We start from the raw sequence: 21,655 nt of genomic DNA on the forward strand, positions 1-21,655 counted from the left end.
GGAAAATTCTGCTTCATATGAAGAACCCGAAGTTTGCTGGGCTTCCTTTTCCCATAAAATCATCATTTACCCTCTTGCTCTGATTTTTACTTTGAAGCTTTCCATCTGAGCATTCGCTTCTTCATTTGAAATAAATTCAGCGGAGCCTTTTTCCATTTTTTCAAAGGCTAGATTAACTTGCTCTGTTACCCATGAGTCATGAGACATGCGCTTCCTTTGCTCATTGGCGAGTTGCTCTATCATTTCTCGACAAGCATCGCTGAGTGAGCGACCTTGGTTTTCTGCCATAAGTTGCGCCAGATGTTTTGTTTCTTCATCTATTCTAAATTGAATTCTTGTATCTATGACGTTCACCTTTGACGTTTTTGTCATACAAATGTTAGTGCAAACAGTATTGCTTAACAAATTCTATTGCACTGATGCTCTTAGCTATTTCGTTCCCACTATAAACGCTAAATCACGCCTCAGATTGCGTATTTCGGTGATTGCGAACGCTCATTTCGGTTTATTCCGAACACCTGAACCTACTTTTTTTCTCTTTCCTTATTTTTACTCTAACTGTTCGGATTACGCCAGTTTTCTCATTGACTCACCTCCTAATTCTATTCGATGACTATTGTGTACCAATCGATCCATTAGGGCGTCTGCTACAGTGGCGTTGTCGATCATGCTGTACCACTCTTTTACAGGAAGTTGACTGATGACGATGGTGCTGCTGTTTTGGTAACGATCCTCAAGCACTTCCAGCAGATGACCTGAGTGCTCTTGAGTCAGTTTTTCCATCCCCCAGTCGTCGAGGATCAGTAAGGTTTTTTTAGCCAGAGACTGAAGCTGTTTTTGATAGCTGCCATCGAGACGACCTGCACTTAGGTCATCAAGCAAGCGAGTTAATCGATAGTACCTAACGGTGTGTTGTTGATCGCAGGCACTGGTTGCCAGTGCACAGCCTAGATAGGTTTTGCCTGCGCCCGTTGGGCCTGTTATCAAGATGTTCTGATGTTTGTGTAGGTAGCTGCCAGTGAGTAATTCGCTCATTTGTTTTCGGTTAAGGTTTCGCCTTTCTTTATAGATAAGTTGACTCGGTTGTGCGTCCATTCTTAGCTTGGCTTGTCGTTTTAAGCGTTGGATTTTGGTCTGGTTACGATTCAATATCTCACTTTCTAGAAGCAGACTTAACCGTTCCTCGAAGTTCAGTTCTGCGTAGGTGGTCAGTTGCTCTTGTTGCTGCTCTAGTGCTTTCGCTGCATGGCTCAAGCGGAGGGTTTTTAGTTTCTCGTCGAGTGCGTTCATTTATCTTCTCCTAGTGATAACAGTTCGGGCCACGGACATTGCTATGAACAAGGTTAGGTGTGCTCGTTTTGCCTTTATCCAGTTGTCCTTCGCGGTTGTTTTTAAGCAAGTTACTGATGAAGGTGTAGTTAGGTTTTGTTAGCATCAAGGCATCGTTACAGGCTTGCTCTAAACGCGACTCTCCATGCACTTTACTCAGATTGAGCAACCCCAGACTGGAACGATAGGATTGCTCTGGATGAGGCTTGGAGTGGAGCATTTTGTTAATGACTTCTCGGGTCGCTGGTCCTATGTTCGCTCCCCAGTTGAGCAAGCGCCCAGGTGACCACTTTTGATATTGATGATGACTTGGCATGTGCTCGGGTTGTGTGCTGTTTCCGCGCTCCCTTTGACTGCGTGGGTGCTGAGCCACCAAGTTACCTTGGTGGTAGATCTGCACTAGACGATTAGAGGCTTCCAGTTCAACATGATGGCCGACCAGTTGATGGGGAACGGAGTAATAATGGCGGCGATATTCGATGTGATAGTCCGGCCCAACTTTGGCGCGTTTGGTTTCGGTATACAGATAACGCTGTTTGGGCAATGGTTTTAACGCTGGCTTATCGAGTTTGTTGAACAATGCTTGGCGACTCGCACCGTACTGTTTCATCTCTCGCTGATTTAGCTCATTCATAAGTTCGCGGATGGCTAGGTTCAGTTCTTTGAAGGTATGGAAGGTTTGGTGACGCAATCGCATCATGATCCAACGTTCCACTAGGAGCACGGCATTTTCAGCCTTGGCTTTGTCTTTTGGTTTGTAAGGGCGAGCTGGCATCACCGCGGTTTGATAATGATTCGCCAGTTTTTGATAGCTGTCATTAAGCCTTGGCTCATAGCGGTTCGCTTTGGTGACCGCGCTGCGCAGATTATCGGGGACTAAAAGTTGGGGAACACCGCCGAAGTGTTCGAACGCATTGGCATGGGCTTCTAGCCAATAGGATTTACCTTGGCTTGGGAAGGCTTCAACATAAGTGTAATTGGACGCACCTAAGGTCGCCACGAACACTTCCGCTTCTCGCACTTCGCCTGTGTCAGGGTTGACCACCTGAAGCCTAGGTCCACAATAGTCAATAAACAGCTTATCCCCCGCCACATGAAGCTGACGCATGCTGCGCTTTTGGGTTTTGAACCAGCGAATGAAGTACTCGCAGAACTGAGTGTAAGCGTAAGCTTGCTCTTGATATTGTTCATGATATTCCTGCCAGAGCAGCATCTTCGTCATGCCTTTACGCCTGAGTTCGACAGCGTACTGAACGAAGTCCGGCATGACTTTATGACGACTGGCTTTCTTTGAGTGATAAAGCGCTTGATTGAGATCGGTATCGCTACAGTCTTCTGGGAGGGGCCAACCTATCTGACTTTGCTTAAAGCGCGCGATAAGTTCTGAGACAGTTGCAAGGCTGACATTGAGGCAACTAGCGATATGACGATAGGACAGACCGCAGTCGTATTTGAGTCGTAATATCTCTTTGATTTTTTTCATTGGAGTTCTCTTTTTAGCCATGGTCGCTTCCTTACCTTCTGATTTGAGAGATAAAGAATAGCGAGTGATTGATTTAAAAGAGAAAAAATTAGGATTTCGGACATTCCGAACGGGCTTTTCGCTATTCCGAACGCTGATTTCGGAGTTCGCCTAAAAGTGTTCGGATAATCGCGGAATGTGCGTTCGGATTAAACCGAAATAGGTGTTCGGTTCATTCCGAAATGGCTGTTCGGAATGCTCCGAAATATGCACTCAGATCAATCAAAGGGCTTTTATCTCTGGTAAAAATACTCCGATGGGTCTATTTGATAAGGGAAGCTGACGGTTATAGGCGTGTTGTCTATGACTGTGAATAGGTATGGTTGCTAAGAAGGAGAAGATTATGAATCTTAAATCATTGTTGGCAAGTGGGGTTGTTGTATTGTTAATGTCTAGTTTGCCAATTGCTGCTTTTGGTGAAAGTTATGGTGCGGCGGGAGCGAAAAGTATGTCTGATAAATCGTTTACTCTAGAGCAGATGTTGCGTTTTGCGATTGAGGATGAATATCTCGCAAGAGGTGAGTATCAAAAGATTATCGAGACGTATGGCAGTCGCAAACCTTATAGCAATATAGTAAAAGCGGAGGAGCGTCATATTTCTTGGTTAGAGCCCCTTTTTACAAAGTACGGCTTTGCTTTACCGGCGGATAAAGGAATGGAAAGTGCGGTATTGCCAGCCACTTACCAGGAAACCTTTCCCATTGGTGTTACCGCTGAAATCAATAATATTGCTATGTATGAACGCTTTTTAAAACAGGATTTACCGAGCGATGTTAAGGATGTGTTTATACGTTTGCGTGATGCCTCAAAAAATCATCTAGCGGCGTTCCAAAAGTTTCAAACTAGGTTTCAGTAAGTTACGGAGAGGCTAGCGGAGGTTAGCCTCTCTTGATTTCAGATTTGTTTAATTTCTTAATTTGTTATTTCCCCTTTTATCCATTGCCAGGTCCGACCAATCCATTCATAAAAGGCTCGCTCACTTTTGTGCGCGTCAGTGGCGTTAATTTGCCAATCGCTTTGTTCTGACCCTAAAAACATAGCGGGGGCAGGGAAGACCTTAATTCCTGCTCGATGGAAAAAGATCACCGCCCGTTTTAAATGGGATGCTTCTGTGACTAAGGCGACACGTTTGCCCTTTAACTGCGGTGCCATCATGTTGGCTTCGTCTTCAGTGTCTTTTGCTAAAGGGAATATGGTGATGCGATCTGCGCTAACCCCTAATTCTATTGCTGCTTCTCGCATCAGCTCCGCATGGGATTTGCCAATCCCACCAGAATACCCCGAAACGAATAATTGCGCGGTGGGATTAGCTTTTAAAATGCGTATTCCTTCTTCAAGTCGAAATAAGGCACTGTTTCCCAGTTCCATTACCACTGGCGTGTTGGTGAGGCGTTTATGCCCACTGCCTAGCACAACCACTACATCCACAGGTTGCTGAATATTAAAGACGGGGTAATCGTGTTCCACAGTGGCAATAAGTCGATTGGCGACGGGACTCCAGCTGGTCAAGCCTAATAATAGTATCGCGCAGCATAAAAAGAGTTTGGCAATTCTAGGTCGCTTATTGATCAGAAAAAAAGCAAGGCACATGATCACCAAGGTGAGTGGAATGGGCATCAGCATCATGCCGATGAATTTTTTACAATAGAAAAGAATAAGGCTCATGTTGTTTGTCTTGATGGAAAACGCCATTCTACAAAAGACGAATAGTAAAATCAGTATGATCTCTTATAAGATGAGACCTTTGCACGATATGTTAGAGGCCATTTACTAAGGAAACACCATGTACGCCATTCACCAAGCCGTTTTACCAAGGGATAACGAAAAAGTACTGTCTATTTTTCGTGAATACATTGCCGCGGCGCCAGTCAACTTGGATTACCAGCAGAATGAACAAGAGTTTGAACATTTGGCAGAGAAATACATGTTGCCTGATGGGGTCGTTTTGCTGATTAAAAAGCAAAATGAAGTTGTGGGCTGTGGTGCTTTTCGTCGAGTGGATGAGACTGTCTGTGAGATAAAACGCGTCTATATTCGTCCCACTGAGCGAGGCCACCAATTGGGTGAGAAATTGGTGACCCAGTTAATGCAACTGGCAAAGAGTAATGGCTACCAGCGCATGTGCCTTGATGTATTGGCCGACTTGGGCACGGCTAGGCGCTTATATATTCAGTTAGGGTTTGAGCCGTGTGACCCTGTGAGTTACAACCCCATTCCAGGGGCACATTTTTTAGGACGCAATCTATGATAAATGAGCGTGATTTATTAGCCTTAACACCAGCGCCTCAAGAAGTCGATTGGTGGCTGCCTCGTCATGAACAAAAGCTGGCAGAAAAAGCGGCAATGGGTAGAGTAGATTTGGTGTTTCTTGGTGACTCCATTACTCAAGCATGGGAAGAGGAAGGGGCGGATGTTTGGGAAAAATTTTACCGTCCACGAAATGCATTGAATCTTGGCTTTAATGGCGATAAAACAGAAAATGTTTTGTGGCGTCTTGAACACGGAGAAGTTGATAATATTCAGCCTAAACTCTTGGTCTTGCTGGTGGGAACAAACAACACTGGTCATCGCCAAGATGCGCCCGAACAGACAGCATTAGGAATTAAAACAATCCTTCAGGTGTTGGCTAACAAGCTCCCAAACACGAATATTTTACTGTTGGCTATTTTTCCGCGTAGTGCCAAACCCACACAAAAACTGCGTCTTCTTAACGATAGTGTTAATGCCTTGATTCAAGGCTATCAGGATAATGAGCGTGTTTTCTACCTTGATATTAACCAACGCTTTTTAGATGACAAAGGGCGCTTGAGTCGTGACATAATGAGTGATTTTCTACACCCTAATGCCAGTCAGTATGCCGTTTGGGCAAATGCTATCGAGCCTTATGTTGATAAATTGATGACGGATGTTAAAAGAGATGATGGTTAAGGAGAAGTTGTTTGGAGTTTCGTAAGTATCATGCCCTTGGTAATGTGTATTTAGTGGTGCCGCCAGAGTCGTTTCCAGATGAGCCCGCTGCTTTAATGATTAAGAACATGTGCCATAAGCATTACGGAGTGGCTTCTGATGGTGTATTGATTGGCCCACTTCCTTCTAAGGTTGCGAATTTTGGGTTGCGTATTTTTAATCCTGATGCCAGTGAAGCAGAAAAAAGCGGCAATGGCTTACGGATTTTTTGTCGTTCCTTGTGGGATCAAGGTCTTGTCAAAGACAAGCCGTTTACCATTGAAACCAAAGGCGGTGTGGTAAAAGCGCAAGTGCTGGAGGAGGGGCGTCGAGTCAATGTAGAAATGGGCAAGGTGTCTTTTATGAGCCGAGACATTCCAGTATGGGGTGAGCCTCGTGAAGTATTACTGGAAAATTTAAATGTCATGGGCTTGAACCATGTGTTCAGTGCGGTGACGATTGGTAATCCCCATTGTGTGATCTTGAGCGAAGCACCCACCGAGACCATGGCAAAAGAGTTTGGTCCATTGATCGAACACCATCCTGATTTTCCGAATCGAACGAATGTGCAATTTATGCAAGTGATTGACCGCAATCATATTGTGATTGAGATCTGGGAGCGTGGTGCAGGCTATACGCTGGCCTCTGGTAGTAGTAGCTGTGCGGCTGCCGCCGTGGCATACAAGTTAGGGTTATGTGATTCGTCTATTAAAGTGATGATGCCAGGAGGGCAAATAGACATAGACATTGCCGCGGACATGACGGTCTCAATGAGCGGGAGTGTTACGTCAGTGTGTCATGGTCAGATTGATGATGAATGTTTGTCTCAAGTATTCCACTAAAAACGGTTGTTTGTGATGTTGTGCAAAGGTCTCCATAAAACTATTTCCCTTGTTTATAAGCATAAAGCCTCATAAGAGAGTAGAGTGAAGCTTACGACACTCATATTGTAGGCTTTTTCGTCTTGCAGGAAACAGGGAATCCAACATGCGCGCATTACTTATTTCAATAACGACCTTGCTTTGCAGTGTTCCCTCTCTTTATGCCGCTGAGAATTGGTATAAACCGCCTGTGTCTGCAACATGGCAATGGCAGTTAGATGGGGTCGTTAACGAAGGCTACAATGTGGATCTATATGATATTGATTTATTTGATTCCCCCGTTGCGCTGATTCAACGTTTGCACGCGTCAGGTAAAAAGGTGATTTGTTACTTTTCGGCGGGTTCTTATGAAGACTGGCGACCTGATGCGGCTGAGTTCGCCAAACAGGACTTGGGGAAAACGCTAAAAGGTTGGAATGATGAGCGCTGGTTAGATATTCGATCTGAAAACGTACGAAGCATCATGCTAAAACGTTTAGATCTTGCCGTGAAAAAAGGCTGTGATGGGGTGGAGCCGGATAATGTTGACAGCTATCGAACGAATACGGGCTTTTCATTTCGCCAATATGACCAATTAGCCTTTAATCGTTTTTTAGCAAAGCAAGCCCATGAAAGAGGGCTCGCTGTAGGGTTGAAAAATGACCCTGATCAGGTTCGGGCGTTAGTTAGCAATTTTGATTTTGCTGTTACCGAGCAATGTTTTGCTTTTTCAGAATGCCGCTCTTTTACTGCTTTTATTAAACAAGGAAAACCAGTATTGAATGCGGAATACCGAACCAGCTATGTGAATAATGCTGAAGATAGAGCGGCCATGTGTAAGGAATCTTTGGCCATGCAATTTAGTACGTTAATTTTGCCTGTTAAGCTTGATGATTCTTTTCGCATAAGTTGTCAGCCCTAAAGTGAAAAGAGTCTGAGATATTTTTGTTGGAGGTAAGCTGCATATGACACCGACTACCCATCCTATTTTCTGGCGAGATGCTGCTTTGCCTTATATTGAGTTACGTCAAGTTCTGGAGGGGGAAAGGGTACGTTATTCTCCTCACACCCATCAAGAGTGGTCGATCGGTGCCGTCCTCAATGGGCAAAGCGAGTTCTTTTGTGATGGCAGGCTTCATCAAGTAAAAGCGGGCAGTTTGGTGTTTATGAATCCGAATGTGGTGCATGCTTGTAACCCCCGTCAAGATTCCCCTTGGGCCTATTATATGATGCATATAGAGCCAAGTTGGCTGGCGAATGTGCTTTATCAGCATGGTTTAAGGTCTGTGGGCGATTGGCAAAATACTCATCTGGATACTTTGACGATACAGTCTTTTTATCAAGATTTTGTTGCTTTATGCCAAGCTATTATGTCCCATCAGTTGACCGTTCTGGAAAAAGAAGGCCTACTCATTGAATACTTTGTCGCCTTATTTCGTTATCTGGATACCCGCGATGGCGGAGAGGAAACCTTGTTACCACCGAATCGACTGTATCTTGTGGCGAGCTATTTAGATCAGCACTGCCTAGAAGAAATGTCGCTGGATCTTATTAGCGAGAAGTTTGGCTACAGCACGAGCTATTTAGTTCGTGCTTTTAAACGTCATTTTAATATGACACCCCATGCCTATCGTTTGAATCGACGGGTTCAACTGGGAAAACAAGCCCTTAAACAAGGTCAGGCGATTTCTTCCGTGGCGCAGACGGTGGGATTTAGTGATCAAGCGCATTTTCAGCGTGTCTTTAAACAGCGAGTGGCTGCAACACCGGATCAATATCGCCGTTCCATGTCATCTTAAGTCTTATCAATCTCAGAGGATTAGACCACGAGTAACAGGCAGCTAGCCGCCAACAGAACGGCAAGTGTTTTGTTCATCAAACGCATTTTTTCGGGGCTTTGGAAGTATTGTCCAAGCACGATGCCGATCCAAACCCACACTCCTAAAGATAACCAGCAAATAGGCAGATATAAGCCAGCAAAGGTGACAACTTCGAATGCTTTTGCGCTGGGAATGTAAGCGGCGATGCCTGAGAGGGAAGCCAACCAGGCTTTTGGGTTCAGCCACTGCATGACAGCACCCGTCATAAAGGTCGGCGCGTTTTTATGACTATCAGCGTCTAATCGCCCATTATCTATGAATAATTGATAACTTAGATAAAGCAAAAACATGATGCCTAGCCATTGTAATACTTGAGTAATCCAAGCCAGATGACTGATCAAATAATGTAGGCTAAAACCAATTACTAAAAATAAAGCGACAAAGCCCAGTGTCGCGCCAGTAATAAATCGTAATCCTGTTTTCGTGCCATAGCGGGCACTGCCACTTAGTGAGACAAGATTAACTGGGCCAGGAGATAAAGACGCCGCTAAGGCAAACAATGACATAGAGGTGATTAGAGATAAGGTCATAGGGTAGTCCAAAAGAGAAAAAGTCGATGACGACTATCCCTTTTGTTATCTCTTGAGTATTGAACAAAATTGACCTTGGGGATGGTTTGGAAGGATTTACCGTTATAAAGCTTATGTTAATTTTTCTGAAAAGGCAGTGTACAGCGGCTGTAGAAAAGCGCAATCTAGCCATAATAAATTGTTGGATTCCTGTACAGGGGGAATAGAAATGTCATTTCGAGTGATTAAAGGGTCTTTTCATATAGTGGGTTATTCGCCGGATGGCGATTCAGTTCGCTTCAAAGCGGATGACTTAGCGCAGTGGGATTTGTTAGAAGGCAGTAAAGTGCGTCTTAACAAAAAGGAGCATGCTCAACTGAGAATTGAAGCTATCGATACCTTAGAAACCCATTATAAAAGTGAGCACCAACCTGCTGAGTGGGCGGATTCTGCCACGCAATATTTATTGAAGTTACTAGAAATTAAAAACACTCAGTGGAATGAATCTCGAAGCAAAGTGGTATCCGCAGACGATGGCGTCCCAGGTTATATTATGACGCGTATGGCCGAGCGCTATGGTCGACCTGTAGCATTTGTGTTTGCTGGCGAAACAGAATACGAAGATGGGCAATCTATTTTTCTAGATAACCGCATCGTGAAAACGTCGGTAAACTTTAAAATGTTAGCAAAAGGGTTCGCTTATCCAACGTTTTATGATGGGCTTTTCTACGATTTAAGAGCACGTTTTGCCAAAGCCGCGATAAAAGCACGAGCGGCGAAAAAAGGCGTATGGAGTGAGGATAAAACCAACAGTTTTATCAAAATAGAATCGCTAAGCAACCTGACGGATGAATACGTGATCTTACCTAAGTTGTTTCGACGACTCGTCACTTATATGAAAGCCCATGATACCTTTGATGCTCATGCCTTTGTTGAATCCTTGAAGGAAAAACAAGAAAAAGTACTGGTGCTAAGTGATTTGCATTTTACCCATTTAGATAACCTGATAGAAATTGATGAAAAAGGCCGCATTAAACTAGCACAAGCGCCAGAAAACTTGGTTTTCTTGAGTTAGCCCTGATATTAATAATCACTAAGTAAATGATCGATTAGGAGCTAAGACGTTATGATTCGCCATGTGTTATTTATAAAGTTTAAAGAAGAGGCTACGGCAGAAGACATCTCAACTTGTTTTGGGAATTTTGAAGCGATTCAGCATCAGGTTAAGGGTATTGAATCGGTAGAGTGGGGTGAAAACTCCAGTTCAGAAGATCGCAATAAAGGTTATTCACATTGTGTATTGATGACATTTATTGATCAAGCTTCCCTTGATAACTACCTGCCACACCCAGAGCATATGGCATTAAAGGCACAGCTAGGGCCCATTATGGAAGACATTATTGTGTTTGACTACGCATTGTCGTAATACTCGCGCTATTCGCTAAAAAACCAGACGGATGTCTGGTTTGTTATTTCAAAAGCCTTCTATTAGGAGGCATAAAGCCAGTAATAAGCGGCGCTTGCGATTAATATAACAGCCATGTTTTTTCTCCCGAAGGTCAAAACGTTATCAGTCTTTTCTATATGGTTAGTATACGAGGTGGCAATATGACGTGCCATAGAATGGCATTTGAATCAATAATTGATCCAAATGTTTGAATAGAATCTGCCCATTTTTTGTCATAAATGGGATTAATAGTAAAATTGGCAAAGAGATGGACTCGTTAGTACTTAACTTTAATCCTGTGCCTTTCAAAGAGTGAGGCGTTTCAACGCTAAAGTGAAAAAGTGCTTTGCTTGTATGAAGATGCCAGCATCAAAAAGCCCGTCACTCAATCAGACTTTGAGGACGGGCTTTTTAGTTGGATAAATAAACCAATCCGTTATTGGTTTATTTTTTCGAACGAACGAGTCAATTCACTATTTTGCTAGTTGAGCCAGTAATTTCTCTGCCACAAGCTCTGAACTCGCTGGGTTTTGGCCTGTAATCATCAAGCCATCTTGCACAGCAAAAGGCGTCCAGCTGTCTGCATTTTGGTAGTCTGCACCACGTTTTTTCATTTCGTCTTCAAGCAAGAAGGGCACCACATCGGTAAGCTGTACCGCTGCTTCTTCGCTATTGGTAAAGCCTGTGACAACTTTGCCTTTAATGAAGTAGTCACCTTTGCTGTCTTTAATGTTTAAAAACGCGCTGGGAGCGTGGCAAACAGAAGAAATTGGTTTGTTTGCTTGGATAAAGCTTTCAATGAGTGCAATAGACTCTTCGTTGTTGGTTAAATCCCATAGTGGACCATGACCACCTGGGTAAAAAATGGCATCAAAATCATCTTGTTTCATATCGCTCAATTTACGCGTGTTGGCGATGACGTCTTGCGCCATTTTGTCTTCATAAAAGCGCTTGGTCGCTTCTGTTTGGGCATCCGGTGCTTCACTGTTTGGGTCGATAGGCGCTTGGCCGCCTTTCGGTGTCGCAACCGTTACTTCAGCCCCTGCATCAATAAAGGCGTAGTAAGGAGCCGCAAACTCTTCTACCCAAAATCCTGTTTTGTGACCTGTATTACCCATTTCTGAGTGAGATGTTAGAACCACTAAAATTTTATTCGTACTCATCATTATGACTCCTTGTTGGTGTCGAGAGACTTTTGCACGACTACTGCGCTTGCCAATACTTTGTTAAAAACAGACTCAAAATGCTCATTTATAGGTATAAACTCCGCTTTTTCGTCTTTTTTTGCCGTGTCTTGGCGTCGCTCGTGGCATCGTGCAAAGGTCTCGTCGGATTGATTGTTAAGTTGTGGTCAGTATAGAGGGGCTTTAATGGTTTGAATACAGGGATAAAGTTGACTTCATTGGTCTAATAATTGATACAATTAATAAGTCAGTTGCAGATAAGGGGCATGTGTGGACATTTCGTTCGAGCAGTTAAAAAGTATGGTGGTGTTTGCTCAAGTAGTGGAACAAGGCAGTTTAACTTCGGCCGCCAAAGCGATGGGAATTTCTCGTGGCGTGGTGAGCTATCATTTGAAGAAGTTAGAAGACCAGCTTGGGGTTGTATTACTCAATCGCACCACTCGCAGTTTGTCACTAACTGACACGGGAGAGGCCTATTATCAGCGTTGTCGTACTATTGCTTTTCAAGCCAATGAAGCCAATCTGCAAATAGAGCGATCAAAACAAGAGGCTGTGGGTAAGTTAAAAATCGCCTGTCCAGTGAATTTAGGGCTGCAAGTTGTGGTGCCTGCATTGAATGAGTTCCGTCGTTTGTATCCTCTGATCGAATTGGATGTGTCATTAAGTGATGAGGTCGTTAATATCATTAAAGACGGAATGGATCTTGCTATTCGAGGTGCGCCATTGGCCGACTCTGGATTACAAGCCAGTATATTGGCCTCGTTTGAAACCTATTTATGTGGCTCGCCTGAGTACTTTCGTAAGCGAGGCACACCTGTTCAACCTCAGGATTTGTATGATCATGATTGGGTTGTATATAAGCAGGCAGCGAACTCCGTCCATCTGAGCCAAGGATCACGTTCTTATAGTTTGTCGGTAATGGGCAAGGTCAGTACTAACAATGCAGCGGCGAGGACGATGTTTTTGGAAGGGGGAAATGGCATCGGGCGTATCCCTGTATACGATGCCAAGCCTCGTATTCAAAAAGGACTGTTAAAACGTATTTTGCCAGACTATCGTTGTACTGATATTGATGTATACGCTGTGTTCCCACCAGGGTCTTCCAGTGCTAAAAAGCTGCGTTTGCTGGTGGACTTTTTAAAAGTAGAATTCGAGCGTATTACACGTGCTTTGTGAAGGGGAAAAGTAGTAGGGGAGCAAAACGTTGAGAAAGGCAAAGCGCCCATCATGGATGGGCGCAGATAAGGCTTGCGCTCTGTGCTTAACGTATTTAATCGTTATCGCTTATTAAGCGGCTATGGAGGCGACTTTAAGCTCATCTTTCACTTGTTTTACATCCGTTGTGTTACGTGCAATCTGCACGGCTAGCTGTTTTTCGGCATCGCTTTTTACATTCCCTGTGAGGGTGACGATGCCTTTATCGACGTCAATGTGTATTTTGGTTCCTTCTATGTTTTGGTTCCATAAATAGCGGGTTTTTAATACGGTCGCAATTTTTGTATCGATCAAGGTACTTTTGGCTTGATCTGTCATGTTGTTCTTATCGGCGCCCTCTGGTGAGTTTGCGGGGGTATCTGCAATGGTGATGTTGTTTTTAACTTCTTTGACGCCTTGTAAACCTTCGACAAGTTCGCCTGCAAGGTCCTTATCGGTACTGTTATCTGTGGTGCCCGTTAAGGTCACCACACCATCTTTTACGCTGGTTTTGATGTGAAAAGCGTTAACGTGTTTATTGAATAATAAAGTGGCTTCCGCTTTACCATCAATCCATGCGTCTTTGGCGCGGTCAGTCCAGTGATCATTTGTCTGGGCCTGCGCGGCACCGGCAGTGAGTGCTGATACGAAAAGGATGGACATGATTGTATTCTTCATAGTGCTCTCCTTATTTTAAAAATGGCCATAGCGTGACTGAAGTTGTTTTCTGCCTCATGACCTATTATTTGCTGTAAAAAGTTTGTTGTGAAAAACTTGCTATAAAAAGCCATAGCGATGATCGTGCCAAAATATAAGTATTTGAAATTAAATAATTTTTATTTTTTGATTCATTGGCTCTTATTACCTTTTTACAAAACGAATTGTAAAAAGGATGTGGCCCGACTTAGTTATTGCAAAAAGTTGGCGTCTTCTGATGGTTTGCCCTGGTTGCGTGCGTAAACTTTTGCTTACTTTTAGGTGTGATTCGCTGCTATGGTTGTGGGTACTCCGTTTTTGATTGTTATCACTAGGGTCTTTCATGTTGCAAAAAATCGCACTGTGCTTGTTCGTTGGCTGTTTTGTTCATATAGCATGGGCCGATCAAGAGGTGGAAAAAGCCGAGTCTAAGAATCATGTCCCTGTTAAGACGGCCGTTGTGAAGAAGACCGATGCCGCGAAAGCGCCTGCCACTAAAAATCAGAAGGAGGTGAGTAAGAGCGAGGGGCCAACAAAAGACCCGATGAAGACGGTCTTTGAACTTGAGCGTAGTGTGGCCATTTTACAGGTGTCCAGTGCCTCTTTGGATGATGTACAAGATCTGCAACAGCAAATCGATGAACTGAAACATCACTTTGCTATAACTTCGTCCATTGTCGACAGAATGTACCTGCTATCGACATTGATAGCCTTACTTTTTATAGTGATTTTGGCTTTGACTTGGTATATATGGAGATTGTCTAAGCGTTTATCCTTATATTCTAGTGCGCCCTTTTCTGTAAACGAAAAAACAGTGAAAGAACAAGGAGAAAGCAATGGTTAGTCAGACGGCATTGCTCATTATTGATATGCAAAATGGTATGGCTTGGCCGCAAGCGGGTGAGCGTAATAACCCGGATGCGGAACGAGAGATTGCTGAGCTGTTATCCCATTGGCGTGTGAACAATGCGCCCATTGTGCATGTTCATCACTTATCGCGGGAAGAGGATTCTTTATTTTGGCCTGAGCAAGAAGGGGTCATGGTGCAAGAAGCCTTTATACCCTTGTTGGGGGAAAAAGTTATTGAGAAGCACGTGCCTGATGCTTTTACTCATTCAGATTTGCAGTCATGGCTTGAATCCCAGAAGATTGATCGCTTAGTGGTGGTGGGGGTCAGCACGAATCACTCGATTGAATCGACCGTTCGAACCGCTGGGAACATTGGTTTTACCACCTATGTTGTCGGCAGTGCTTGTTTTGCCTTTTCTACATTGGACTTTGATGGTCGTGAGCGTAGTGCTGACGAGGTTCATGCTATGTCACTGGCCAATCTTCATGGTGAGTATGCGACGGTGATTTCTCAAACGGATGCGTTCGAGCTTCTGGAGTCATGACCTGTTCAGGTTGTATATAGGCCAGTTGCCAAATAGGCGAGGTTGTTCATTTTTGATGTTGCTAATAAAATTGTACTTTTCAAAAATAATTTGAGTTAAAAATAATATCAGGAAAAAGGCTTTTTTCTGATATTGATCGCTATCATTCAGAAAAATCCTCAAAAATATGTCATAAAATGCTTTTCATAGGCAATAAATCCGTTTTTTCAAACCATATCCCTTCGTGGTCAAAGCTTTTTATTTCCGCTACACTAGTTTTATGTATGTAAAAAAGTGCAATTAAGGAAGCTTTTATGACTGAAAAAAATCAGGATACTGGGATTAGTCGTCCGGGTTTGTTGCTTGCCCTGACTCCAGTCGTCTTAACACTTATGGTATTGGGGGTGCAGATTTTTTATTTTGGCGACTTCACTCCGCACATTCCTCTTGCTATTGGTCTTGCGCTTACCTCACTCGTTGGTATAAAACTCGGTTTTAAATGGAAAGATATAGAAGAAGGGATCTTTCACGTTATCCATATTGCGCTGCCCTCCGTTTCGGTGCTGATTTGTGTCGGGATGATTATCGGTGTTTGGATCGCGAGTGGTACGGTACCGACTCTCATTTACTATGGCTTAACCATCCTGTCTCCACAGATTTTTCTGGTTGCTGCCATGCTGTTGTGCTCTGTTGTATCTGTGTCGCTGGGGACCTCTTGGGGGACAGTCGGGACCGTAGGTCTTGCCCTAATGGGCATCGGTGCAGGGTTTGATGTGCCTGTGTACTGGACGGCGGGTGCTGTTGTTTCTGGTGCCTTTTTCGGGGATAAAATCTCCCCGCTGTCTGATACCACTAACTTGGCCCCAGCAGTCACGGGGACCAATGTGTTCTCCCATATAAAAAACATGATGCCAACGACTTTGCCTGCCATGATGGCCGCGGTAATTATTTACTTAGCTGCTGGTTTCATGCTGGTGCATGATGGCGACGTGTCTTTTGCTAAGATTAATAGCATTACGACGGAGCTACAAAAGCATTTTGTTATCTCTCCTTGGTTACTACTCCCTGCCTTGTTGGTCATTGTCCTAGCGGTCAAACGTATTGCGCCTATTCCTTCGCTATTTGCCGGTGTCGTGGCCGGTGCGATAACCGCCATGGTTGCGCAAGGCAATGGCATTCACGAAGTGGTGACCTTTGCTAACAGTGGCTACACGATTAATACCGACGTGACGGCCATTAATACTCTGCTGAACCGTGGTGGGATTCAATCCATGATGTGGACTATCTCCCTTGTACTGATTGCTTTAGGATTTGGTGGCGCATTGGAGAGAACGGGTTGTTTAGAAACCATTATACTGGCGATTTTGACTAAGATTCATAAATTCAAAGACATTCAAACCGCTGCCGTTTGTACCTCTATTTCGACTAACTTAGTCGCAGGTGATCCTTACTTATCCATTGCCTTGCCTGGCCGTATGTATTCTCCTGTTTATCGTGGTATGAAGTACTCTACTTTGAACTTATCTCGGGCGCTTGAAGAAGGGGGAACCTTGGTATCGCCGCTTATTCCTTGGAATGCGGGTGGTGCTTTTGTGATCAGTGCGTTGGGGCTGGGAATCTCGGATGGAAATTTTGAAAACCTTCTATATATTCCATTAGCGTTTGCGTGTTGGTTGTCGCCTGTATTGGGGATTCTTTATGCTCAGCTTGGTTTCTTTTCACCCAAAGCCAGTAAAGAAGAATTGGCTCAATGGAAAGAGCAGGGTGAGGATTCACTAACACCTGAAGAAGCTCGTGAGAATGCTGAAGAAACATTAGCATCACAGCAAACCTAACGCTTGCTTAGGTGATTCTGATCAAGGCCTCTGTTTTATTGACAGGGGCCTTTTCGTTCTGGTGTCATATCTTGGCGGAGGTGTCGCTTTGCTTATTTATCTTCAACGATGCACATTGGGGTGTTGGCAATAGGGTCGCGATGTATTTGTGCGTTGAGATCAAAAACAGTCCGTAGCATGTCCTTTGTTAATACCGCCTCTGGTGTTCCCTGTGTGTTTATTTGACCTTGCTTCATGACAATCAAATGGTCGCAATAGCGTGCTGCCTGGTTGATATCGTGCAGGACCGTCACGATGGTTTTTCCAGATAGGTTAAGTTGACGAAGTAAATGCATCAGTTCAACTTGGTGGTTTAAGTCCATGTAAGTGGTTGGTTCATCAAGGAGTAAGTAGGGCGTGTCTTGGGCAAGCGTCATGGCAAGCCAGACACGTTGACGTTGTCCACCTGATAACTCGCTCACTAACTGCTCGGCTAGTGCGGTGACCCCCGTTTCTTGCATCACTTTATCAATAATGGTGTGGTCGTCTTTCGTTAGCCTCCCCCAAAAGCCTGTATACGGGCTACGTCCATAAGCGATGAGATCCTTAACCTTGATGCCCTCAGGAATGGGTTGTGTTTGTGGCAATAAGGCCAGTTGTTTTGCTAAGCCTTTGGAAGGCATTTGGTGAAGGTTGTTCCCACACCAATGCACTTCCCCTTTTATGGGGGGTAGAATGCGTGCCATGGCTTTCAGAAGAGTCGATTTACCGCAACCATTCGGTCCAAGTAAAGCGATCATCTTTCCTTCTGGTATGGTCAGTGAAACTTGATTGACAATGGTTTTACCATGATAGCCAACGCAGACATTATGAGTACTAAGAGACATAAATCATTTTGTCCTGATAAGTAACCAAAGAAAATAAGGGGCGCCAAGTACAGCCGTCATGATCCCCGCTGGTAATTCAATCGGTGGATCAATTGTACGGGCCACTAAATCGGCCATTAGCAGTAAGACGGCGCCCACTAACATAGTGGCTGGCAGCAGAGCTTGGTGGCGTCCACCAAATAATTTGCGTGCAAGATGGGGGGCGACTAAACCTAAGAAGCCAATGGGGCCACAAATTGACACCGCCGCTGCAGTCAGTGCCACAGCAATGGCTAAGGCAATCAGGCGAAGTGAATTAACCTTTGTGCCAAGGCTAATGGCAGTGTCTTCGCCAAGATGAATAAGATTCAACGATTTCGCCAAGTACAGCGCACATGGAATGAGCACAAGCCAAGGGAGTAGCATGGTAATTTGCGGCCAACTGCGCCCCCATAAGCTGCCTGTTAACCAAAGCAACGCGTTGTTGATTTCTAACGGCTTGATCAACATTAAAAAGTCGACTGTACTGGCATAAAACGTTGCCAGAGCCACCCCAGTAATCGCCAGTTTTATCGTGCTGCTGCGATGACCACATAACCACCATAAAACCAGTGCTGCACACAGTCCGCCAGCTAAGGCCACCGCCGGAAGCCAAGAGATGCTTGAGTGTGGAAAATAGATCATATACACGACAGCGGCAAGGCCTGCTCCGTGGCTGACGCCGAGAATATCCGGTGATGCTAATGGGTTACGAATCACCCCTTGAACGAGAGCCCCGGCAAGAGCAAGCATGGCGCCCACTAGTATTGCCAGTAGGGTACGAGGTAAACGGTATTCGTGAATGGTGAAGTAGCTATCACTGCCCGGTTGAAAGCCGCGAAAAACATCATGTAATGACAGCGAAACGGCACCGAATAGCAAATTCGCTACGACCAATGAGATCAACAACACACTAATAATAAAGAAAGGAATAAATCGATTCATAAAGTGCGTTTCCTAACCAGATAGATAAAAAACGGTGCACCTATTAACGCTAAAACCGCCCCAGCCGGAGTTTCCATAGGGAAGATAATTGAACGGCTGATAATGTCCGAGAGGACGACTAAAATGGCGCCCAATAACATAGAAAGGGGTAAAAAACGCCGATGATCTTGTCCACAAAGCATTTTGGCCATGTGTGGGACGAGTAAGCCCACAAAGCCAATGGAGCCCACTGAACTGATGGCGCTGGCAACCAGTAGTAATACTAAGAAGCTTCCAGCCAGCTTAGTGAGAATGAGCGACGCACCTAAGTTGCGAGCATTCTCTTCCCCCAGTTGCAGGATATTTAACGTTGGCGAGAGCGCCATACAGCCTAACAAACTGAACAAAGAGATAGGCCACAAGTGATCGAATGTATTCCAACGGGCGTTCGCTAAGCTGCCAGCTAGCCAGGTCAAGACACCTGAGGCCTGATCTTCTGCCATAATGATGGAGGCTTTAGTGAGTGCCGCACAAAGCGCCGAAATCGCCACACCTGCTAGTACCAAGCGACTGGAGTCGTTGCCGCTTTTCCATGCACTTCCCAGTACCATAACCAAGGTCCAAGTCATCCCGCCACCAATAATGGCGGCAACAGAGGTGCCTAATAGACCAAACCAAGGGGCGATGGTCGAGACTGCCGCCATACCAAGCGCGGCACCGGCATTGACACCAAGCACGGAGGGCGCGGCCAGCGGGTTTTGTGTTAAGCCCTGCATCACCACACCGGCTGCCGCTAGGGAGGCGCCGACGAGGATACCAATCAAGGTGCGGGGTAAGCGCAAATCTTGCACAATATGTTGGGGGATACTGGTATTGTCCATATTGAATAAGGCGTGAAGGGCATCCATCGGCGTAATCGGTACCGCAGACCAGCTAAATAAGCTGACCCAAGCGATGATCAATAAGCTTGCCCCTAACACTATGCACTGCCAGGTAAAGGGTAGTCGTGATAGCATCATGGTTGAGAGGCGACTTGATTGCCGTGAAATACATTAACCAAGTCTTGTCCCATTTGTTCCGCCGCCATAATGCCTCGACAGCGCGACCAAACATTGGGATTCACGTAAAAAATGTGATGCTCACGAGCGGCTTTTAATACCGACCAGAGTGGTTCTTTTTCCCATTTATCCACAATACTGGGATGGGTGTAGTTGCCAATAATCAAATAATCAGGGTTAATGCTAAGCAGTTGTTCCAAGCTGGTTTGGCGATAAGCAGAATCGTTTCTTCCGGTATGCGCGTTGGCTAAACCAAGGGCTCGAATAACGCCGCCAGCGTAGGAGTCGGCAGTATGTAAAAAGAGAGCGTCGTCCCGGGCAACCCCAAACTGAACCACCACGCCTTTTGGTAATTGCTTAGCATAGGCGGCCATAATTTTCTGATGCTTTGCTAGACGCGCTTGCATTTCTTTGTTTTTACCAATCACTTTGCCAATGATAGCGGCTGCCTTGAGACTATCCTGATAGGTTTCGCGGCGCGATGGCAAAATAAGGGTTGGCGCGATTTTTTGTAGATCCCCATAGACTCCTTCATGGCGAGAGATATCGGCAATAATGAGGTCGGGTTTTAACGCTGCTATGGTTTCTAAGCTAGGCTGTGAACGTGTACCAACCGATGTCCAAGGTTTGATGATCTTACGGACGGCTGGTAATACACGGCTTGGATCTTTATCGTCCGCGATACCAATGGGACTGACTCCGACAGATGCTAGCGCATCGGCAAAGGAAAACTCTAAGACCACTATGCGCTTAGGTCGATAATCGATTGTGAAAGTCCCTTTGCTATCTTGCACCGTTACAGTTTTGTCTAGAGTGTTTTTCGGATGAGGGCCATTATCTGAAGCGGCTTGACTCAACCCAGGAAAAAGAAGAGCTGAGGCACAAGTCAGCACCATGATGAGGAAGTGTTTCATTGCATCTTGATTCTTTGTTTATGAAGATTTTAATGATAACACTTCTCAATATTATTTATCTATTGTTATGGCGCTTGATTTGCCAGCCATTCTTTACAAACTTTCCCCAACCTCTAGTTGGAATGGCAGTTCAATAACACGCTGAGAAACAGGTTCGCCTTTTAAGCGACTCAGAAGCTGCTCTGCAGCAAGCCGCCCTATTTCTTCTCTGGGGGTGATAACTGTCGCTAGCAAAGGCACCATGGCTCGCGAAATATTATGGCCATGAAACCCTGCAATGCCTATTTGCTGCGGGATAGAAATACCTGCCTTTTGGCAGGCATAAAGGGCACCAATGGCTAAGTCATCATTGGTGCAAAAAATACCATCAGTATCCGGTTGTTGTTCTAAGGCTTGGTGTAGAAACTGTCCGCCTAAGGTAAAAGAAGATGCTTCATTGTTTTTTAAGCATAGAGGCGTTAAGCCATGGTCTTCCATGGCGCGCTCATAACCACGAATCTTAAGCAATGTGCGCATGTCCATTCGTGCGGCGAAATACACAATCTTCTGTCGACCCTTTTTGATCATCAGCTGCGTCATCGCATAGGCAGCGGCTTCATTGTCGATACCAATGGCTTGCTCTATTGGGGGGGATACGGAATCCATAATTTCTATAACTGGAATACCTGCCACATCGAGCATTTTTCGCACCCGCTCGGTATGAGTACTTTCTGAAATAATTAATCCATCCACATTGTAAGACAATAGGGTAATAATGCGTGCTTCTTCGGCCTCCTGGCTGTAACCATAGTGGGCCAGCATGGTTTGGTAGCCAGCAGGCTCGAAGACCGACTCGATACCGCGTAATACTTCAGAGAACACTTGGTTAGTGAGGGAAGGGAACAGCACACCAATCGAGTGGCTTTTCGCATTAGAGAGAATATCCGGCGCGCGATTGGGAATGTAACCAAGAGTATCTAAAGCTTCACGAATGCGTGTTTGTAGAGGAGAAGATACTAAATCTGGGTTTTTAAGATAACGGCTGACCGTCATTTTAGTGATGCCAACCTGATCAGCAACATCTTGAAGCGTCGGACGTTTCTTTTTCATTTAGGTGCAAC

General features: G+C 44.9%; 24 protein-coding genes. 12 read left to right on the top strand and 12 right to left on the bottom strand.

Annotated elements, in window-relative coordinates:
- Window positions 1–66: 66 nt before the first annotated feature.
- The 3 genes from AC0VYI_RS02705 to istA all read right to left on the bottom strand — a co-directional run bounded on the left by AC0VYI_RS02705 (window position 67) and on the right by istA (window position 2,833).
- A complete protein-coding gene (locus AC0VYI_RS02705; protein ID WP_475447169.1) occupies window positions 67–405 on the bottom strand; it encodes a type II toxin-antitoxin system RelB/DinJ family antitoxin in 339 nt (112 codons plus the stop codon).
- Between the two features lie 162 nt (window positions 406–567).
- Window positions 568–1,290: an IS21-like element ISVch3 family helper ATPase IstB gene (gene istB, locus AC0VYI_RS02710; protein WP_475443426.1), complete on the bottom strand. Its 723-nt coding sequence runs from the start codon at window positions 1,288–1,290 to the stop codon at window positions 568–570.
- A 10-nt stretch (window positions 1,291–1,300) separates the two neighbouring features.
- Window positions 1,301–2,833, bottom strand: coding sequence for an IS21 family transposase (istA, locus tag AC0VYI_RS02715; protein ID WP_475443424.1), 1,533 nt, complete (start codon window positions 2,831–2,833; stop codon window positions 1,301–1,303).
- Between the two features lie 361 nt (window positions 2,834–3,194).
- On the opposite strand from istA, the gene AC0VYI_RS02720 reads away from it, so the two are divergent.
- Window positions 3,195–3,707, top strand: coding sequence for a ferritin-like domain-containing protein (locus AC0VYI_RS02720; RefSeq protein ID WP_475447170.1), 513 nt, complete (start codon window positions 3,195–3,197; stop codon window positions 3,705–3,707).
- Window positions 3,708–3,763: 56 nt separating this feature from the next.
- On the opposite strand, the gene AC0VYI_RS02725 is transcribed toward AC0VYI_RS02720, so the two are convergent.
- Window positions 3,764–4,516, bottom strand: a complete 753-nt coding sequence (locus AC0VYI_RS02725) for an ElyC/SanA/YdcF family protein (protein ID WP_475447172.1) — start codon at window positions 4,514–4,516, stop codon at window positions 3,764–3,766.
- 118 nt (window positions 4,517–4,634) lie between these two features.
- Here AC0VYI_RS02725 and AC0VYI_RS02730 point away from each other — a divergent pair, with 118 nt between their 5' ends.
- The 5 genes from AC0VYI_RS02730 to AC0VYI_RS02750 all read left to right on the top strand — a co-directional run bounded on the left by AC0VYI_RS02730 (window position 4,635) and on the right by AC0VYI_RS02750 (window position 8,456).
- The gene (locus tag AC0VYI_RS02730; protein WP_475447174.1) at window positions 4,635–5,099 is read left to right on the top strand and encodes a GNAT family N-acetyltransferase; all 465 of its coding nucleotides are present in this window, start codon (window positions 4,635–4,637) and stop codon (window positions 5,097–5,099) included.
- Entirely contained in the window at window positions 5,096–5,779 is a 684-nt protein-coding gene (locus tag AC0VYI_RS02735; RefSeq protein ID WP_475447176.1) for a GDSL-type esterase/lipase family protein, read from the top strand. Before AC0VYI_RS02730 ends, AC0VYI_RS02735 begins: the two co-directional genes overlap by 4 nt.
- Window positions 5,780–5,790: 11 nt before the next feature.
- Window positions 5,791–6,639, top strand: a complete 849-nt coding sequence (dapF, locus tag AC0VYI_RS02740) for a diaminopimelate epimerase (RefSeq protein ID WP_475447178.1) — start codon at window positions 5,791–5,793, stop codon at window positions 6,637–6,639.
- A gap of 145 nt (window positions 6,640–6,784) precedes the next feature.
- Window positions 6,785–7,579, top strand: a complete 795-nt coding sequence (locus AC0VYI_RS02745) for an endo alpha-1,4 polygalactosaminidase (RefSeq protein WP_475447180.1) — start codon at window positions 6,785–6,787, stop codon at window positions 7,577–7,579.
- A gap of 43 nt (window positions 7,580–7,622) precedes the next feature.
- Entirely contained in the window at window positions 7,623–8,456 is an 834-nt protein-coding gene (locus AC0VYI_RS02750; protein ID WP_475447182.1) for an AraC family transcriptional regulator, read from the top strand.
- A gap of 20 nt (window positions 8,457–8,476) precedes the next feature.
- On the opposite strand, the gene AC0VYI_RS02755 is transcribed toward AC0VYI_RS02750, so the two are convergent.
- Window positions 8,477–9,067, bottom strand: a complete 591-nt coding sequence (locus AC0VYI_RS02755; protein ID WP_475447184.1) for a LysE family translocator — start codon at window positions 9,065–9,067, stop codon at window positions 8,477–8,479.
- 208 nt (window positions 9,068–9,275) lie between these two features.
- Between AC0VYI_RS02755 and AC0VYI_RS02760 the strand changes: the two genes are divergently transcribed.
- Window positions 9,276–10,121 carry a thermonuclease family protein gene (locus tag AC0VYI_RS02760; RefSeq protein ID WP_475447186.1) on the top strand — a complete coding sequence of 282 codons (846 nt, stop codon included), beginning with the start codon at window positions 9,276–9,278 and terminating at the stop codon, window positions 10,119–10,121.
- Window positions 10,122–10,172: 51 nt separating this feature from the next.
- On the top strand, window positions 10,173–10,472 hold the full coding sequence (locus AC0VYI_RS02765; protein WP_475447188.1) for a Dabb family protein: 300 nt from the start codon (window positions 10,173–10,175) through the stop codon (window positions 10,470–10,472).
- A gap of 494 nt (window positions 10,473–10,966) precedes the next feature.
- On the opposite strand, the gene AC0VYI_RS02770 is transcribed toward AC0VYI_RS02765, so the two are convergent.
- The gene (locus tag AC0VYI_RS02770; protein ID WP_475449772.1) at window positions 10,967–11,656 is read right to left on the bottom strand and encodes a type 1 glutamine amidotransferase domain-containing protein; all 690 of its coding nucleotides are present in this window, start codon (window positions 11,654–11,656) and stop codon (window positions 10,967–10,969) included.
- A 291-nt stretch (window positions 11,657–11,947) separates the two neighbouring features.
- Here AC0VYI_RS02770 and AC0VYI_RS02775 point away from each other — a divergent pair, with 291 nt between their 5' ends.
- On the top strand, window positions 11,948–12,853 hold the full coding sequence (locus tag AC0VYI_RS02775; protein WP_199477475.1) for a LysR family transcriptional regulator: 906 nt from the start codon (window positions 11,948–11,950) through the stop codon (window positions 12,851–12,853).
- A gap of 111 nt (window positions 12,854–12,964) precedes the next feature.
- On the opposite strand, the gene AC0VYI_RS02780 is transcribed toward AC0VYI_RS02775, so the two are convergent.
- Window positions 12,965–13,549, bottom strand: a complete 585-nt coding sequence (locus AC0VYI_RS02780; protein ID WP_475447190.1) for a BON domain-containing protein — start codon at window positions 13,547–13,549, stop codon at window positions 12,965–12,967.
- A gap of 361 nt (window positions 13,550–13,910) precedes the next feature.
- On the opposite strand from AC0VYI_RS02780, the gene AC0VYI_RS02785 reads away from it, so the two are divergent.
- From AC0VYI_RS02785 to nhaC, 3 genes are all read left to right on the top strand, one after another.
- Window positions 13,911–14,411, top strand: coding sequence for a hypothetical protein (locus tag AC0VYI_RS02785; RefSeq protein WP_475447191.1), 501 nt, complete (start codon window positions 13,911–13,913; stop codon window positions 14,409–14,411).
- The gene (locus tag AC0VYI_RS02790) at window positions 14,404–14,961 is read left to right on the top strand and encodes a cysteine hydrolase family protein (protein WP_475447193.1); all 558 of its coding nucleotides are present in this window, start codon (window positions 14,404–14,406) and stop codon (window positions 14,959–14,961) included. The genes AC0VYI_RS02785 and AC0VYI_RS02790 overlap by 8 nt, the downstream gene beginning before the upstream one ends.
- 293 nt (window positions 14,962–15,254) lie before the next feature.
- Entirely contained in the window at window positions 15,255–16,775 is a 1,521-nt protein-coding gene (gene nhaC / locus AC0VYI_RS02795) for a Na+/H+ antiporter NhaC (protein ID WP_475447195.1), read from the top strand.
- Between the two features lie 92 nt (window positions 16,776–16,867).
- On the opposite strand, the gene fecE is transcribed toward nhaC, so the two are convergent.
- From fecE to gntR, 5 genes are all read right to left on the bottom strand, one after another.
- Window positions 16,868–17,641 (bottom strand): Fe(3+) dicitrate ABC transporter ATP-binding protein FecE, encoded by a 774-nt coding sequence (gene fecE / locus AC0VYI_RS02800; protein WP_475447197.1) that lies wholly within the window; start codon window positions 17,639–17,641, stop codon window positions 16,868–16,870.
- Window positions 17,642–17,644: 3 nt separating this feature from the next.
- Window positions 17,645–18,604 (bottom strand): Fe(3+) dicitrate ABC transporter permease subunit FecD, encoded by a 960-nt coding sequence (gene fecD, locus AC0VYI_RS02805; RefSeq protein ID WP_475447199.1) that lies wholly within the window; start codon window positions 18,602–18,604, stop codon window positions 17,645–17,647.
- Window positions 18,601–19,602 carry an iron chelate uptake ABC transporter family permease subunit gene (locus tag AC0VYI_RS02810; RefSeq protein WP_475447201.1) on the bottom strand — a complete coding sequence of 334 codons (1,002 nt, stop codon included), beginning with the start codon at window positions 19,600–19,602 and terminating at the stop codon, window positions 18,601–18,603. Before AC0VYI_RS02810 ends, fecD begins: the two co-directional genes overlap by 4 nt.
- On the bottom strand, window positions 19,599–20,555 hold the full coding sequence (locus AC0VYI_RS02815; protein ID WP_475447203.1) for a Fe(3+) dicitrate ABC transporter substrate-binding protein: 957 nt from the start codon (window positions 20,553–20,555) through the stop codon (window positions 19,599–19,601). The genes AC0VYI_RS02810 and AC0VYI_RS02815 overlap by 4 nt, the downstream gene beginning before the upstream one ends.
- A 93-nt stretch (window positions 20,556–20,648) precedes the next feature.
- The gene (gntR, locus tag AC0VYI_RS02820) at window positions 20,649–21,644 is read right to left on the bottom strand and encodes a gluconate operon transcriptional repressor GntR (RefSeq protein WP_199477467.1); all 996 of its coding nucleotides are present in this window, start codon (window positions 21,642–21,644) and stop codon (window positions 20,649–20,651) included.
- Between the last annotated feature and the right edge of the window lie 11 nt (window positions 21,645–21,655).

Source organism: Marinomonas sp. 63XJN7_9_ISO-PGPR-S23-217, assembly GCF_056173515.1.

What these genes read in the sequence shown, in the direction of transcription:
- istB (WP_475443426.1), bottom strand. Translation starts at nt 1,290, where the DNA reads ATGAACGCACTCGACGAGAAACTAAAAACCCTCCGCTTGAGCCATGCA.
- istA (WP_475443424.1), bottom strand. Translation starts at nt 2,833, where the DNA reads ATGGCTAAAAAGAGAACTCCAATGAAAAAAATCAAAGAGATATTACGA.
- AC0VYI_RS02720 (WP_475447170.1), top strand. Translation starts at nt 3,195, where the DNA reads ATGAATCTTAAATCATTGTTGGCAAGTGGGGTTGTTGTATTGTTAATG.
- AC0VYI_RS02725 (WP_475447172.1), bottom strand. Translation starts at nt 4,516, where the DNA reads ATGAGCCTTATTCTTTTCTATTGTAAAAAATTCATCGGCATGATGCTG.
- AC0VYI_RS02730 (WP_475447174.1), top strand. Translation starts at nt 4,635, where the DNA reads ATGTACGCCATTCACCAAGCCGTTTTACCAAGGGATAACGAAAAAGTA.
- AC0VYI_RS02735 (WP_475447176.1), top strand. Translation starts at nt 5,096, where the DNA reads ATGATAAATGAGCGTGATTTATTAGCCTTAACACCAGCGCCTCAAGAA.
- AC0VYI_RS02745 (WP_475447180.1), top strand. Translation starts at nt 6,785, where the DNA reads ATGCGCGCATTACTTATTTCAATAACGACCTTGCTTTGCAGTGTTCCC.
- AC0VYI_RS02750 (WP_475447182.1), top strand. Translation starts at nt 7,623, where the DNA reads ATGACACCGACTACCCATCCTATTTTCTGGCGAGATGCTGCTTTGCCT.
- AC0VYI_RS02755 (WP_475447184.1), bottom strand. Translation starts at nt 9,067, where the DNA reads ATGACCTTATCTCTAATCACCTCTATGTCATTGTTTGCCTTAGCGGCG.
- AC0VYI_RS02760 (WP_475447186.1), top strand. Translation starts at nt 9,276, where the DNA reads ATGTCATTTCGAGTGATTAAAGGGTCTTTTCATATAGTGGGTTATTCG.
- AC0VYI_RS02765 (WP_475447188.1), top strand. Translation starts at nt 10,173, where the DNA reads ATGATTCGCCATGTGTTATTTATAAAGTTTAAAGAAGAGGCTACGGCA.
- AC0VYI_RS02770 (WP_475449772.1), bottom strand. Translation starts at nt 11,656, where the DNA reads ATGAGTACGAATAAAATTTTAGTGGTTCTAACATCTCACTCAGAAATG.
- AC0VYI_RS02780 (WP_475447190.1), bottom strand. Translation starts at nt 13,549, where the DNA reads ATGAAGAATACAATCATGTCCATCCTTTTCGTATCAGCACTCACTGCC.
- AC0VYI_RS02785 (WP_475447191.1), top strand. Translation starts at nt 13,911, where the DNA reads ATGTTGCAAAAAATCGCACTGTGCTTGTTCGTTGGCTGTTTTGTTCAT.
- AC0VYI_RS02790 (WP_475447193.1), top strand. Translation starts at nt 14,404, where the DNA reads ATGGTTAGTCAGACGGCATTGCTCATTATTGATATGCAAAATGGTATG.
- nhaC (WP_475447195.1), top strand. Translation starts at nt 15,255, where the DNA reads ATGACTGAAAAAAATCAGGATACTGGGATTAGTCGTCCGGGTTTGTTG.
- fecE (WP_475447197.1), bottom strand. Translation starts at nt 17,641, where the DNA reads ATGTCTCTTAGTACTCATAATGTCTGCGTTGGCTATCATGGTAAAACC.
- fecD (WP_475447199.1), bottom strand. Translation starts at nt 18,604, where the DNA reads ATGAATCGATTTATTCCTTTCTTTATTATTAGTGTGTTGTTGATCTCA.
- AC0VYI_RS02810 (WP_475447201.1), bottom strand. Translation starts at nt 19,602, where the DNA reads ATGATGCTATCACGACTACCCTTTACCTGGCAGTGCATAGTGTTAGGG.
- AC0VYI_RS02815 (WP_475447203.1), bottom strand. Translation starts at nt 20,555, where the DNA reads ATGAAACACTTCCTCATCATGGTGCTGACTTGTGCCTCAGCTCTTCTT.
- gntR (WP_199477467.1), bottom strand. Translation starts at nt 21,644, where the DNA reads ATGAAAAAGAAACGTCCGACGCTTCAAGATGTTGCTGATCAGGTTGGC.